Source organism: Leptospira harrisiae, assembly GCF_002811945.1.
Taxonomy (GTDB): domain Bacteria; phylum Spirochaetota; class Leptospiria; order Leptospirales; family Leptospiraceae; genus Leptospira_A; species Leptospira_A harrisiae.
Genome location: NZ_NPDX01000001.1, coordinates 1,412,093 through 1,425,889 on the forward strand (window position 1 = coordinate 1,412,093; position 13,797 = coordinate 1,425,889).

General features: G+C 40.2%; 13 protein-coding genes. 8 read left to right on the forward strand and 5 right to left on the reverse strand.

The genetic code is table 11. The annotated features are described in order from the left end of the window. Nucleotides 1–2: 2 nt before the first annotated feature. The 8 genes from pnp to CH364_RS06545 all read left to right on the forward strand — a co-directional run bounded on the left by pnp (nucleotide 3) and on the right by CH364_RS06545 (nucleotide 8,238). Nucleotides 3–2,093 carry a polyribonucleotide nucleotidyltransferase gene (pnp, locus tag CH364_RS06510; RefSeq protein ID WP_100742755.1) on the forward strand — a complete coding sequence of 697 codons (2,091 nt, stop codon included), beginning with the start codon at nucleotides 3–5 and terminating at the stop codon, nucleotides 2,091–2,093. 36 nt (nucleotides 2,094–2,129) lie between these two features. Continuing rightward, nucleotides 2,130–3,416, forward strand: a complete 1,287-nt coding sequence (locus tag CH364_RS06515; RefSeq protein WP_100742756.1) for a M16 family metallopeptidase — start codon at nucleotides 2,130–2,132, stop codon at nucleotides 3,414–3,416. A 120-nt stretch (nucleotides 3,417–3,536) separates the two neighbouring features. Further along, nucleotides 3,537–3,980: a dUTP diphosphatase gene (dut, locus tag CH364_RS06520; protein WP_100743450.1), complete on the forward strand. Its 444-nt coding sequence runs from the start codon at nucleotides 3,537–3,539 to the stop codon at nucleotides 3,978–3,980. Between the two features lie 72 nt (nucleotides 3,981–4,052). After that, nucleotides 4,053–4,850 carry a flagellar basal-body rod protein FlgG gene (gene flgG / locus CH364_RS06525; RefSeq protein ID WP_004788667.1) on the forward strand — a complete coding sequence of 266 codons (798 nt, stop codon included), beginning with the start codon at nucleotides 4,053–4,055 and terminating at the stop codon, nucleotides 4,848–4,850. After that, nucleotides 4,850–5,800 carry a flagellar basal body P-ring formation chaperone FlgA gene (flgA, locus tag CH364_RS06530; protein WP_100742757.1) on the forward strand — a complete coding sequence of 317 codons (951 nt, stop codon included), beginning with the start codon at nucleotides 4,850–4,852 and terminating at the stop codon, nucleotides 5,798–5,800. Before flgG ends, flgA begins: the two co-directional genes overlap by 1 nt. Before the next feature lie 6 nt (nucleotides 5,801–5,806). After that, nucleotides 5,807–6,565 carry a flagellar basal body L-ring protein FlgH gene (locus CH364_RS06535; protein WP_243401271.1) on the forward strand — a complete coding sequence of 253 codons (759 nt, stop codon included), beginning with the start codon at nucleotides 5,807–5,809 and terminating at the stop codon, nucleotides 6,563–6,565. Nucleotides 6,566–6,571: 6 nt separating this feature from the next. Next, a complete protein-coding gene (locus CH364_RS06540) occupies nucleotides 6,572–7,720 on the forward strand; it encodes a flagellar basal body P-ring protein FlgI (RefSeq protein ID WP_100742758.1) in 1,149 nt (382 codons plus the stop codon). 35 nt (nucleotides 7,721–7,755) lie between these two features. Next, nucleotides 7,756–8,238 carry a rod-binding protein gene (locus CH364_RS06545; RefSeq protein ID WP_100742759.1) on the forward strand — a complete coding sequence of 161 codons (483 nt, stop codon included), beginning with the start codon at nucleotides 7,756–7,758 and terminating at the stop codon, nucleotides 8,236–8,238. 83 nt (nucleotides 8,239–8,321) lie between these two features. Here the strand turns inward: CH364_RS06545 and CH364_RS06550 are convergent, their stop codons facing one another. Genes CH364_RS06550 through CH364_RS06570 form a run of 5 tightly spaced genes read right to left on the reverse strand, consistent with a single transcriptional unit; the run spans nucleotide 8,322 to nucleotide 13,739 of the window. Beyond that, nucleotides 8,322–10,673, reverse strand: coding sequence for a YhjD/YihY/BrkB family envelope integrity protein (locus CH364_RS06550; protein ID WP_100742760.1), 2,352 nt, complete (start codon nucleotides 10,671–10,673; stop codon nucleotides 8,322–8,324). Between the two features lie 5 nt (nucleotides 10,674–10,678). Next, a complete protein-coding gene (locus CH364_RS06555; RefSeq protein ID WP_100742761.1) occupies nucleotides 10,679–11,563 on the reverse strand; it encodes a class I SAM-dependent methyltransferase in 885 nt (294 codons plus the stop codon). Beyond that, nucleotides 11,563–12,171 (reverse strand): class I SAM-dependent methyltransferase, encoded by a 609-nt coding sequence (locus CH364_RS06560; protein WP_100742762.1) that lies wholly within the window; start codon nucleotides 12,169–12,171, stop codon nucleotides 11,563–11,565. Before CH364_RS06560 ends, CH364_RS06555 begins: the two co-directional genes overlap by 1 nt. Beyond that, a complete protein-coding gene (locus CH364_RS06565; RefSeq protein WP_100742763.1) occupies nucleotides 12,168–13,370 on the reverse strand; it encodes an ATP-grasp domain-containing protein in 1,203 nt (400 codons plus the stop codon). The genes CH364_RS06560 and CH364_RS06565 overlap by 4 nt, the downstream gene beginning before the upstream one ends. Next, on the reverse strand, nucleotides 13,371–13,739 hold the full coding sequence (locus CH364_RS06570; RefSeq protein WP_100742764.1) for an RNA recognition motif domain-containing protein: 369 nt from the start codon (nucleotides 13,737–13,739) through the stop codon (nucleotides 13,371–13,373). Nucleotides 13,740–13,797 lie beyond the last annotated feature (58 nt).

Consider the following 13,797-nt stretch of genomic DNA (forward strand, 5'->3'; position numbering starts at 1 on the left):
CTATGGCTACAGAGTTGACTGGTTCTTGGGGTAGAGACTCTATCACCATTGAGACCGGCAAGTGGGCGAAACAAGCTCACGGGTCGGTTGTATACAAAACCGGAAATTTGGTTCTCCTTGCCACAGTTTGTGCTGCTGACGAACCAAAAGAAGGACAAGATTTTTTCCCCCTTACTTGCGAATACACAGAGAAAGCTTACTCGGTAGGTCGTTTCCCCGGTGGATACTTCAAACGAGAAGCAAAACCAGCAGAACACGAAGTACTCCTTTCTCGAATTTTAGATCGTCCCATTCGCCCTATGTTTCCAGAAGGTTACTTCTCGGAAGTACAACTTCTTGTTCAAGTTTTATCTGCAGACAAACAAGTTTCTGTCCAAGGCCATGCGATTAACGCAGCTTCGGCGGCACTTTCTGTTTCTTCCATTCCTTTTGCAGGCCCTATTGCTGGTGCTCGTATCGGTCGTATTGGTGGAGAATTTGTTCTAAACCCTACGAACGAAGAAATTACAAAATCCGATTTGGATTTGGTAGTTGCGGGAACCAAAGATGCCATCGTCATGATCGAAGGGGAAGCTAACGAAATTTCCAAAGAAGATATGATGGCGGCTCTACGTTTTGCACAGGAACAATTGAAAGTTGCTGTGGCAATGCAAGAAGAGTTGGCGAAGAAAAATGGAACTGTCAAAAAGGAAGTTGTTTTAAAAGCTCCTGATAAAGACCTCCACGCAAAGATTCGTGAGTTTGCATTTGATCGTTTGACTGCTGCTAACAAAAATGCAGACAAAGCAAAACGTAATGATGACATCAAAGCCATCAACAAAGAGACAGTAGAACATTTTAAAACTCTACTTGCTCCCGAAGACAAAACAAAAGATATCAAACATTTTCTACATGAATTAGAATACGAAGTGGTTCGCGAACTAGTGCTCGGCGAAGGAATTCGTTTTGACGGTCGTAAAACCAATGAAATTCGTCAAATTTCTTGTGAAATCGATGTCCTTCCTGGACCTCATGGATCGGCGGTATTCACTCGTGGACAAACCCAATCTCTTGGCGTTGTGACTCTTGGAACTACTTCCGACAACCAAAGATACGAAACTTTGGAAGGTTCGAAAGAGAAGAACTTTATGTTGCACTACAATTTCCCAGCTTTTTCTGTGGGAGAGGTGCGTCGTAACTCAGGCCCTGGTCGCCGTGAAATTGGTCACGGAAACCTGGCAGAACGTGCGATTAAAAAAGTCCTTCCTTCTCAAGTGGACTTTCCTTATGTGATTCGTATCGTTTCTGAAATTTTAGAATCCAATGGATCTTCCTCTATGGCTTCCGTTTGTTCGGGAACCTTAGCCCTTATGGCTGGTGGAGTTCCTATTTCTGGCCCAGTGTCCGGAATTGCTATGGGTCTTTTCAGTGATGAAAAGGGTCGATTTGCAGTTCTTTCTGACATTGCTGGAATCGAAGATCACTTTGGTGATATGGATTTCAAACTGGCTGGAACTAAAAAAGGCATCACTGCTTTCCAAATGGATTTAAAAGTCAATGGACTAGGACTCGAAGTTTTACAAAAAGCCATCGAACAAGCTGAAGTGGGTCGTGATCATATCCTTGGGGAAATGAACAAATCCATCTCTGCTGTGAAAGGCAACTTGAGCCTCAATGCTCCGCGCATCACTCTCAAACAAATTCCAAAAGATCGAATTGGTGAACTCATTGGGCCTGGTGGTAAAATGATCCGTGCGATCATCGAACAATCTGGTTCCGAAATTTCTGTGGATGATACTGGTAAAGTAACGATTGCTTCTCCAAGTGAAGAAGCAAAAGAAAAAGCCATTGCCATGATCGATGGAATTTTTGAAGAAATCGAAGTTGGTAAAATCTATGATGGTGTCATCAAACGAATTGCTGATTTTGGTGCCTTTGTTGAAATTCTTCCTGGAAAAGAAGGTCTCTGCCACATCTCTAAACTGGATGTGAAACGAGTGCAATCGGTTCGTGATATTGTTTCCGAAGGGGACAAGATCCAAGTAAAGGTAATTTCCGTTGATAAAATGGGAAAAATTGACCTTTCTCGTAAGGATGTTCTTTTAGACAACTAAACAGTCCCCAAACAACTGTTTGGGGGGAGTAACCAAATGGTTTCTGTCGTCGAATGCAAACGAACCGTTTTACCCAATGGGTTAACGGTTCTCTTCCAACCTATGAAACACGCATCCTCAATGGGGGTGGGTGTTTTTTTGAAACAGGGCAGTCTTGCCGAAACCAATTCCGAACATGGATACTTTCACTTTTTAGAGCATATGCTCTTTAAGGATACGAAGAACAGAACCAGTAAAGAAATCGCTGAATCCATCGAAAGAGTGGGTGGAATTTTAAATGGATCCACTGGACGTGAATACACCCAATACTATGTAGTTGCTATTAAGGATCAGGCCGAACTTGCTTTTGATATCCTTTCCGATATGCTCTTTCGTCCTCTTTTTCGTAAAGAAGACATCCATATCGAAAAAGGTGTCATTATGGAAGAGATGCGTTCTTATGAAGATGCTCCCGATGATTTTGTTTATGATTATTACTTTCGTAATATATTCGGGAAGTCACCTTACGGCCGTGATATCATTGGAACAAAAAAATCGGTCACTGGGGTGAGTGAAAAATCCATACGGACTTTTTTTGAAAAACATTATTTCCCTAAAAATATGGTGATTTCCGTATCTGGAAATTTCACTTGGGAAAAAATTTTAGACCTAACTAACAAATATTTTTCTTTTGAAAATCCTAAGGGAAAAAATCCGACGGAGCTTATCATTCCAGCACCTAAAAAAAGTTATTCGAAACATTTGGAACGCCGTAAAATCGAACAGTTTCATATCATGCTTGGTGTGAATGGAAATAAAAGAGATTACCGAACTGTGACTGTGACCCAACTCATCTCTACGATTCTTGGTGGAGGAATGGCATCTCGTCTTTTCCAAAACATCAGAGAAAAAGAAGGACTATGTTACAGCATTTATAGTTTTCCTTCTTATTACAAAACCACAGGACTATTTTCCATCTCTTCTGCCACTTCGAAAGAAAAGGCAGCTCGTTGTGTGGAACTGATTTTAAAGGAACTGGAAAGTATTTCCAAAAATGGCTTTTCCAAATCAGAACTTGCCGATGCAAAGTCCAACCAAATGGGTTCGATTGCCATCGGTTATGAACTTCCCGAAAACCGAATGAATAATATAGGCCTCCAAGAAATCTATTACGGTAAGTATTTTTCTTTGGAAGACCGAATGAAATCCATTAAATCCGTAACCTTGGACGAAATCAACGAAACCGCTAAACAACTGTTTGATTTAAAGAAAGTTCATTTGTCTTGTGTGGGTGATATGTCAGAATCTCAGTTTTCCAAAATCCCTACGCAGTTCGGTGGTTAGGTGACAAAAGTTCGAAAAGAAGCCAGGAGCCAAATGTGAAGATGCGAAACCATAGGTTCAAACACGGAATCTGCTGGTTTTGAACCTAAACTACGAAAAATGAAGTTTACAAAGGACAAAATGAAATTACCTGAAATTCATATTCAGATTTTAAAAGAGGGAGCAGTGGTCCCTGAATACAAAACCTCTGGTTCCGCAGGAATGGATTTGTCTGCTTGCCTATCTGAAAACCTTATCCTTCCGAATGGCAAAGTGGTCTTTGTTCCTACAGGACTTGCCATGGCGATCCCGGAAGGATACGAAGGCCAAATTCGACCAAGGAGTGGATTTTCCACAAAGAACCGAATTATGATGCCAAATAGCCCGGGAACCATCGATTCCGATTACCGGGGAGAAATTCTCATCCCACTTCTAAACTTAAGTGGGGCCGATTTTGTTTTGGAGCCCGGAACTCGGGTTGCCCAAATTGTGTTCCAAGCAGTGGCACAGCTTCCGGTCCAAGTGGTAACAGAACTTTCTACCACAGAGAGGGGAGCCGGCGGGTTTGGAAGCACAGGAAAATAAGACATAATTAGAAAAAAAGACACTTAGCTTTTTTTGATCTCTACCGATAGGAAGCTGTAGAGGTGCCTTTTTATGATGCGATCCCTTTGGACCGGTGCTACCGGGATGATTGCCCAACAATTCCATATTGATACGGTTGCCAACAACTTGGCCAACGTAAACACCACAGGTTTCAAAAAGAATCGTGTGGACTTCGAAGATTTAGTGTACCAACACCAAGTGCTTGCGGGAACTCCAGCCACCTCTGTTTCCGAAATTCCTACTGGAGTGAATGTGGGTCATGGGGTAAAAGTCGCCGCCACACAGAAGTTATTCGAGATTGGTTCTTTCCAAGCCACAGGAAATAAACTAGACCTGGCCCTTACAGGTGAAATGGCTTTTTTTAAAATCCAAATGCCTGACGGCACTTTCTCTTACTCAAGAGACGGATCTTACAAAATTGATTCCAACCAACAAGTGGTTACATCAAACGGTTACTTACTCGAACCACCTATTATTTTACCTGAAAATGCAATCCTAAATACTCTTATGGTTTCGGAAGAGGGAGAAGTTACCGTTAAAATCGGAAATGACATTCGTCCCACAACCATCGGCCAATTGGAACTCTACCGATTTGTAAACCCAGCCGGTCTCCAAGCTGTAGGAAAAAACTTATTCAGAGAAACTGTGGCTTCTGGTCCTGAAATTCCAGGTATGCCATCCCAAGAAGGGTATGGAAGTGTATTACAAGGTTTTTTGGAAATGAGTAACGTAAAAATCGTGGAAGAGATGGTGAATATGATTGTGGCACAAAGGGCTTACGAATCCAATTCCAAAACCATCCAGACCTCAGATAACATGCTTTCTACGGCCATTGGTTTGAAACGTTAATGAAAGTTTGGTTCCTGATTCTTTTTAGTTTAGGTTTTTCTTTGCCCATCGTGGCAAGTACAAAAGACTTTCGACTCTACTTAAAACCCAAAACCATTGTGGGTGCAGGTGAGATTCGTCTTTCTGATTTTACCAACTGGAAAGGAAATTGGAACCCAATCCTCTTTCAAAATTTACAATCACCGAAAATTCTCACTCCAGAATCTTTGGTGGGTATTTTGAATTCTCGTTACATTGCAGAAACAAAAGAATCGGATGAATCTATTTCTTTTGAAGTGATGGGTAACGCTGGCATTTTACTCCCCAAAACGACTACTGTTTCCAAAAAAGAATTGGAACGTTCTCTTTGGAAAGATTTGAAGGAATCCGTAGAACAGACGATTGGTGATGATGGTGATTTGTTTCGATTGAGTTCAGAAAAGGAATCTATTCTAACGATCTCTGGAACGAAACTCGTTTGGCGTAATACAGGCCGCACCCTCCACGGAGGAAAACGACTTTTTCCTTTGGACTATTATTATGAAGGGAAGATGGTACATTCGGAATCTGTCCCTTTTTTAATTGAAGAAAAGAAAAAGGCATACTTTACCACACGAGAAATTCCTGCAAAGGCAGTGCTAACAGAAGAGGACGTAGAACTACGCTCATTTTTTACTGCAGACCATAACAGGGAATATGTGGAAGAGAGTCCTATCGGCAAAACAGCCCTAGGTGCACTCACTAGTGACTCGACCATTGAAAAAAAACAAGTTCGAACTTTACACACCATTGAAAGGGGACAAGAAGTACAACTTGTTTATACTGCTGGAAATTTATTATTAAAAATCAAAACAAGGGCACTTGCCTCTGGAAACCGAGGCGATGAAATCCCTGTCCTCAATTTGGCATCACAAAAAATTTTAAAAGCCAAAGTCCAAAACGAAGGGATCTGCCTTCTGGAAGAGATATAAGATTTTATGAATCTAAAGAAAAAGCCCAAGTCAAAATTAAGCAGGAACAGAGATGCAAAACTGAGTTCCCCGAAGACACCATCAGTAACCAGAAAATTCCTCATCTTCTTTTCTGAGTTGGCAATTATTGGTTTATTGACTTTCACCGGCATTACTCTTTTTGCAGCGGATTCCCTTTGGAAAGACAAAGATCCGTATTCGTATCCGAAAACCATCCAACCAGGAACTGTAGTTAAGGTGGTTTTAAAAAACGGACTTCGTGTGGAATATGAATCAGAATACAAAGCTACTTTTGACAATGATATCAAAACCGTTCCAGATAAAAAGTTAGTCCCGGATCTCCCCGCTTATAATTCGAACTCAACTTATATGCGTTCCAAAGTGGGAAAATCCAAATCCCAAGGCAAAGTGGTGGGTGTGATGGCAGTCCTTGTCACAGGAATTGATCCGGGAACAGGGAATTTGGAACTTGAGGGAAGTAAGGTATTTAATCTTTCGGAAGAAAGGATTAACCTTCGTTTGTCGGGAACTATTTCGCCAGAAGATTTGGATAAAAACCGTTTTATTTCGAGTGATCTCATTGCAAACCTAAGAGTGGAATACCAAGGCACTTTAAATCCTAAGGAATTAACAAATCCGAACATCCAAATGAAACGGATCACAAATCCCGATGGAACCGTAACTGAAAAAGCAGAACTTTCGGAACAAGAAAAACAAGAAATCATTTTAAAAAATATCAAACGACTCTTAGGTGAAAGTGAGTAAGTAACAATGCCTATTTTGAAAGAAAATTTATCATCGAACCAAGAGTTAAAAACTGAAATTTTCCGTTTTTTCGCAAATCCTTTTGTGGCACTTGCCCTCTTCCTCTTTGCGACGATTCCTTGTTTTGCCGTAGAAACGAGACTTAAAGATTTAGTTCGGATTGATGCCGTGCGGGAAAACCAACTGACAGGATTTGGTCTTGTGGTAGGTCTTAACGGAACAGGGGATACAAAAAATCCACTCACGGAAGAAGCCTTACAAAATTACCTCGCCGGTCTTGGTGTGAACACCAAAAAGAATCTAAGGGATGCCAAAAACACCGCCTCTGTTCTTATCACTGCTAATGTTCCTGTGAACCTAAAAGAAGGGGATAAAATTGATGTTTTGGTTTCGTCTCTGGGAGATGCACGTTCTCTTGAGGGAGGAGTGCTTTTACAATCTCCTCTCAAAGCAGGGAATGGAGAAATCATTGCCGTTGCTTCCGGCGTACTCGCGTTTGGTGGAAAAGAGAAAAAACGTGGTGGTGCTGATAAAAAATCCGGATCCAATACCGCCCTTGTTCCAATGGGAGCCATTTTAGAAAAATCGGTTCCCAATGCTCCTGTAACAAAATCGGTCAAACTCACACTCCTCGAAAAAGATTATACAACGATGGGTGCGATTGTGGATGCCATCACCGCCGAACTTCAAGTAACTCCCGAAGTAGTATCACCCACAGAAGTCCTTGTTCCCCTTCCAGTAAAAACTTCCGGCCAAACTTCCACAGGAGAAATGGTAACGGGGGAACCCAAACTAGATTTGGCCTTTCTTTCCAAATTAGAAAATTTAACAGTCAATTCTTCTCCTGTCGCACGTGTCGTGATCAACGAAAGGACGGGAACCATTGTGATGGGGGCTAACATCCCTGTTGATGAAGTGGCCATTTCCCAACAAGGACTCACCATCCAAATTGCGAATAGAGACAAAGCTCGGTATTTTTTCCCCATCCAAGAGGAAGGTAAAGGTGAGTCAGTTTTTGTTTTAAAGGAAACCACCCAAGTTTCGGATGTGGTGGGTGCCTTAAACAAAGTCGGTGCTTCCACTCGGGACATCATCTCGATTTTAGAGGCTTTGAAAAAACAAGGGGCCTTAAAAGCAGAACTTGTGATTCAGTAATTTAAAATTCTGCCGATAGATTTAGAAGACATAATATGGACATTCATAAAATCCAAGACTATTCCGGAAGACTGAGCCGATCGCAGGACGAATCCATCCTGAACCGGATGAAATCCTATTCGGATGAATTAAAATCATCGAAAAAAGATGGGATTTCGGATTTTCAAAATCTACTAGAAACTCATGAAGAAATTATGGGTAAGGTGAGTTCTTCTTCCTTACGAGTTCCACAAAACATTCGTGAAGAAATCAAAGAAGATCCTTATCGAAAAAAACTTTATGATGCATCAGTAGAATTTGAATCGGTTTTTGTGAAGATGATGTTAAAAGAAATGAAAAACACCATCCATAAAGAAAAAATGATCGATGGCGGTTATGCGGAAGAAATTTTTGAAGATATGTTATACGATGAGTATGCGAAGAACATTTCTCAAAATGAATCTATGGGGCTTGCCGAAGAGATTTACAAACAAATGTCTGCCTCTCTTCCGCCGGTGAAAAAAAATCCTTATCTTTAAACTTTAGCCATTTGCTTTTCTCGAGAAAGGCAAATGTTTACTAAAGGTAAAAATTAATCTGGTTTCTAACTTAGTTTTTAATCTTAAACCAAATCTTTAAAAGAAATCTTTTTTAATTCCTCTTTTAATTTTTCCTCTAAGTGAGCTAAACTTTCGTTAAGTTTGGGTGAAACTTTGATTAGTTCTTTCGGTGCCCCTAATTTAAAACTAGAAGTTTGTTCGTATAACATAACCATATCGATCTGGTCTTTTAATTTTACCGGTGTAATTCGTTTGTCTTCGGTAATTTCAATGAGTTTTGCATTGGTTAATTTTTCTAGGATGACAGTTAAATCTTTTTCGGGCATCAGGAGTGCTTTTTTTAATCCAGAAAGTTTGATGAGTTCTCCTCGATTTGATTGGTGTTCGTATGTAAGGGCCAAAACTTGGATGGTTTTGTAAAACTCATACGAGAGATTGTTATCGATATCTTCAAACGGATGTTTTGGAAGAATATATCTGTCTGGAAATTGTAAAGTGGCAGTGACTTCTGCACCATACAAAATGATGAGTGAGATGGAATAAATGGCAAGTAGGGCAATAGGAATTGCTGCAAGAGCTTTATACACTAACATCGTTTTTTCGGTAAATGAAGTTAGGTAGATATTGATAAATCCCCAAAAGAAAATGATAAGAATGATTCCCGTAACTGCTGCTCCAATGGAAGATGCTTTGATTGGAACTTTCGTGTTGGGGATAATATTAAAAATTAACAAAAAGAAAAGCCATAGGGCAAGGAGGGGAAGGAGGATTTGAAAGATTGAATACAAAGAGAAAAATCTTTTTCCTCCTTGGTATTTTTTCCAAATGGTTTGACCTTTTGAATCTTCTTCCACGCGGATGATTTTATTAAATTCTCCAACACCAACCAAACCTAACATACTTTCACTTGGTGAATCTGCTTCTCCTTGCGTTTCGATTTCTGCAGTCTCTTCCGTCGTCAAAACAGATCCGTCCGTAGGGATTTCAGGTACCTTGGTTTTTTTCGATAGTAGAATCATATCCAAAATCATCCCTGCCTTTCCTTTATAAGCGGTGGACCAATTTTCTCCTTCATCTTCTGACAAAAGGATATCTCCAAGAGAAGTTAGAATATAAACATCGTAATCTTGTTTTTTAGGAGAGGAAAAAACCCAGACACGTTCATAAGAATATTTTCTATGACTTAGTTCATTCCAAGTATATCCACCGTCAGTGGTTTTAAAAATGGCACCGCTATCACCCACCAAAAACCCAACATTACGATTGAGAAAAGCAATGTCATTGAGAGGTTTTGGTGAAATCTCTTGGGGAAAAAAAGTAACTCCACCATCGCTTGTTTTCCAAAGTCTACCTTCTCGGTCCAAAATAAAACCATCTTTATCAGAGAAGAAACGAATCCGAATGGGAGTAATGGCAGGATCGGTAAATCGTTTGATTTCTTTTAATGTTTTTCCAATTTCATAACGTAGGGTTCGTGTATCCTTTGTTAGGATAAATAAAGTGTCGTAATCAATGGCACCAAAATCGGAGACAGCAATTCCTTTGAGAGAGTGGAGTTTCCATGTACTACCTAAGTCATTGGAATACAAAAATGTTCCTTCTTCAGAGATTGTAAATAAATCATCGCCTACACTACGGATACGAAAAAAATTCTCTTTTGAAATATCTGGCTTTTTACAGGTTCCTGTTTCTACCGTCTCAAAATCAATACAGAGCATATTTTCGAAATCTATACTGGAGTTCGGTATGAATGAAACTGATTTATTAAGTTCCTTGATACTTCCAATATTTCCTTTTTCACCTGCGACCCATAACTCACCACGTTTTGTTGCTACGATGGATTTTAAATGTGCAGGACGAACTGTATCAGAGATTTGATCCGTAATGTTTTTTCCAACCACAAAGAGTAGGGGACCAAAAGAGATTAAAAAAAAGTAAAATACAAACTTATTGATAAAATTTCTGTGTAAGTCAATTTTCCAGATGATATGGAAGGCTTTTTCCAGTGAACGTAACACTGCGGTCGCTGAAAAAATAAATACAACAAACCCGACTGCACCAATTTGAGAAGCTGTAGAGATGATGTCAGTTAAAGTATCTAGATAAGGTGTGATATCAAATTGAATATTGTTACGAAGTAGATAGGCATTAATTTCATCTACCATTTCTCCTTGTCTTGTTTGGATTCCCGAAGCCACAGTGATGAGTGCCAGGGCCACGGTGAGAGTGGGTATAAGAGTGACGATAGTTGTATAGGCAAGACTTGAACCAATGATCAGGCAATCGTCTTTCATAAATCTGTGGATGGAAACAAGGAGAACCCGAATACCTAAAATGAGTTTTCGTTTCCAACCATTTTCTTCTGGAATCGCAGTCAGTCGGACTAGTAAAGGTGGTTTGGTGAGATCATTCATTGGGGTTACCTATTTTTAAATGCGTACAGAACGTAACTTGAAGTGATGGGAAATCCATTTCGTTTCCATTTGGATTTAAAATGGTAATATGCAATACGAAACCAAGTTAGGTAATCTTTCCATTTTTGAAAGGATCCTCTAGATTTTTGTAGTTTCGCATATAAGGGAAAATCCACTCCGAAGTACGATACAAAACGACCAAATCCAAGGTTCGTCAATATTTTTTTTAAGATGGTATCAGAGTAATAAAAGACATGGCCAGGCATATAGTAGTGATAGTTTGGACCCTCTAATTTGGCCTGCCATCCATCAAAATTTGCAGTTTGTAAAAGGAGAAGGCCTCCCGGTTTTAGAATTCGAGTGAGTTCCTGAAAAAAGAAACTCGGATTTTCAATATGTTCGATCACCTCAATCATCGTGATTACATGGAAGTGGTTGTTTGGAAATTTTGCCTCGACTAAACTTCCGTTAAAAGTTGGGATTCCTATATCATTCGCATAACGGGAAGCATATTCTGATATTTCCACACCTTGCACTTGGAATCCTTCGCCCTTAGCCGATTCCAAAAATCCTCCAAAGGATGAACCAATATCTAAAAAGTTTCCTGAGTTAACAAACTTCTTTATATTTCGAATCCTTGCTTTCCAAACATACTGAAAAAATTTTTTGTGATCTCTTTCATCGATATAAGTATAGTCCGCTTTCCCTTGGTAATAGTCTTTGGTATACAGTTCTTTTTGATTGGGGCGAGGAAAGAGGCCTTGGAGTTTGCAGTGTTTGCATTCGACAATGGAAAGTCCCGAATACTTTCCTGTGGTTTTATATAAGAATTGCCAATCGGTACGTTTGTCGAGTGGGCATTCTTCATGTAAGGAATCTAAAACCTTCATTATTTTTCAGCAAGGAAAAACCAGTGGCAAATTCGTTCTTCCAATTTTCCTAGTGGTGTCCTTTCTGAATACCCAATGGATACGTTTGAAAAAATTGATAAAAAACTTTTTAAATCCTCTAGAGAATATGTTTCCGCATAACCACCGCTTAAGTCTTTTAAATTCATTTTGCCTTTCGAAAGACCTAGGTGAGTGTCCCCGTCCGCACGAATGGAACCCAAAAGATAACCATTCGTATCAAGTGATTCATATAAGGACGATAAAAGTTTTTTGGCATCTTCTCTGTGGTTGTAATGAAAAACCCCCCAACTCACGATGAGCCCAAATTCTTTGGATGAAAAAGGAAGATCCGAATTTGGGGTATGTAAAAACCGAATGGAGGAGGTCTCGTCCTTTAACAGATCGATGGTGGTTTTTGCTGTGTCACAGGCTGTGACTGTATACCCTTCATTTTGGAGAAGGTAGGAATGCCTTCCGGAACCACATCCGAAGTCGAGAGCATTCCGATTCTTAGGTTGGATCCGTGACAAAAGACGTATTAAATTTTCGTCAGGAAAGGACAATTTGGATTTTGGCCTTTCATAGTGTTCATCCCAGACATTTTTCATGAATCAATTCTTTGGAATAGGGAATCTAACCAATCTCTGGTGGAGATCGTTTGTTTGGTAGTGATTCCAAACACTTGGGTTCTTCTGTGGTTTCCCTCAAACTTATCAAGAGCCACACCTGTTTGGATTAATTGTTTTTGGAAAAAAACAGTTTCACCGGTAGATGCTTCCAATCCAACAGGTTCGCCCATTTTTTTTTGGCGTTCTTTGGGAAGTGTAAATACTAACGCAGATTTTGTGATCCCGTCTTTGGCTTTTTTTAAAAAACCGGGCCTTGTTTTTTCCCCAATGGTCACCGAGAGTAGGTCACTAAAGTAATTATACCCATAGTGCTCAGGGATCAGAACATCGGCTAAAAATTCTCCTCCCACTTCCGGTGCGGATTCGATAAGAAGGCATTCTTTATTTTTAGTGATTTTGAATTCGGCTACAAATGGACCTGTTTTTAGTTTGGTCGCTGTCACAACGGCTTGGCAGATCATTTTGATTTCCCCTGCCAAATCGATATGTTGGGAAGGGGCCACATGTGCCACCTCAATAAAGTTAGGTTTTCCAGTTGTAATTTTGTCCGTAAGGGAAATCAAATAAAAGCGTCTTGCAATCACAAATCCAAGGACAGTGACTTCATCTCCAGAAACCAAAGGTTCCAGTAAGTAACTTTCGCTAGTTTTCAATCTAGTGAATTTTTTATAATCGGCTTCTGATTCCAATACAGAGATCCCTTTTTTACCAGAACCTTCTTTTGGTTTGGCAATGAGGGGAAAACTAAGGTCTATTTTTTTTTCTTTGGTTTTAGAATTTCCATTGGATTGGAGAGAAGCCGGAACAGGGATTCCAAATTTAGAAACGGCAGTTTTGAACCTTTCTTTGTCCAAAAACAAATTCACAGTGTCTCTTGGATTTCCCCGAAGTTTTAATTTTTCTGCTAAATAGGAAACAGTATACACTGCTTTTCCAAAGGATCTGGATCCCACTCCCATTAGTTTGAAGGGAAGGGGGACACGACTCATGGAATGAAGAATTTTCCTATACTCATGAGTAGATTCTAATATACGAATGTCTGATTCCGCAAGGCCAGGCGCTTCTGAATTTGTATCCACCGAGATGACTTTCAGTCCTCTGGCTTTTGCCGCTCGAATGAGAGGGATTTGGTTCTCTCCGGCTCCAATGGAGAGGTAACTGCCGGTGAGTTGTTTCATTTACGACCCGCGAGATCCGCCTCTCCTTTGGACTCCTGTATTTCCTCCACCACTGGTTTGGTTTCTACCAAAGGTTGGTTTCGAAACGGCAGGGCTTCCTTTCTTTTTGGCAGCTTCGTTTTGTGATTTTGTGAGGTCTTCTTGGTTGACGAGGACAATGGCTTTGCCTTCGATTTCTTTCCCGTTGAGAGCAGAAATTGCCTTGGTGGCTTCAGCATCCGCCATATCTGCGGTTCCATACCCAAGAGAGACCTTGGTGATTTTGTCCCGTTTGATTTGGAGGTGTTCCACTTTTCCATGAGCAGAAAGAAGTTTTTCTAAGGCTTCTTCGGTAAGCGACTGGGGGAGGTTTCCTATGGATAACTTCATGTCCTTCTTTTCTCCTAAAATTTAAAGAAAACTTCAACTCTTTTTTGACTATGTCGCA

Excerpts from the sequence above, each read along its gene's own strand:
- pnp (WP_100742755.1), top strand. The coding sequence starts at position 3 with ATGGCTACAGAGTTGACTGGTTCTTGGGGTAGAGACTCTATCACCATT.
- CH364_RS06515 (WP_100742756.1), top strand. The coding sequence starts at position 2,130 with ATGGTTTCTGTCGTCGAATGCAAACGAACCGTTTTACCCAATGGGTTA.
- dut (WP_100743450.1), top strand. The coding sequence starts at position 3,537 with ATGAAATTACCTGAAATTCATATTCAGATTTTAAAAGAGGGAGCAGTG.
- flgG (WP_004788667.1), top strand. The coding sequence starts at position 4,053 with ATGATGCGATCCCTTTGGACCGGTGCTACCGGGATGATTGCCCAACAA.
- flgA (WP_100742757.1), top strand. The coding sequence starts at position 4,850 with ATGAAAGTTTGGTTCCTGATTCTTTTTAGTTTAGGTTTTTCTTTGCCC.
- CH364_RS06535 (WP_243401271.1), top strand. The coding sequence starts at position 5,807 with ATGAATCTAAAGAAAAAGCCCAAGTCAAAATTAAGCAGGAACAGAGAT.
- CH364_RS06540 (WP_100742758.1), top strand. The coding sequence starts at position 6,572 with ATGCCTATTTTGAAAGAAAATTTATCATCGAACCAAGAGTTAAAAACT.
- CH364_RS06545 (WP_100742759.1), top strand. The coding sequence starts at position 7,756 with ATGGACATTCATAAAATCCAAGACTATTCCGGAAGACTGAGCCGATCG.
- CH364_RS06550 (WP_100742760.1), bottom strand. The coding sequence starts at position 10,673 with ATGAATGATCTCACCAAACCACCTTTACTAGTCCGACTGACTGCGATT.
- CH364_RS06555 (WP_100742761.1), bottom strand. The coding sequence starts at position 11,563 with ATGAAGGTTTTAGATTCCTTACATGAAGAATGCCCACTCGACAAACGT.
- CH364_RS06560 (WP_100742762.1), bottom strand. The coding sequence starts at position 12,171 with ATGAAAAATGTCTGGGATGAACACTATGAAAGGCCAAAATCCAAATTG.
- CH364_RS06565 (WP_100742763.1), bottom strand. The coding sequence starts at position 13,370 with ATGAAACAACTCACCGGCAGTTACCTCTCCATTGGAGCCGGAGAGAAC.
- CH364_RS06570 (WP_100742764.1), bottom strand. The coding sequence starts at position 13,739 with ATGAAGTTATCCATAGGAAACCTCCCCCAGTCGCTTACCGAAGAAGCC.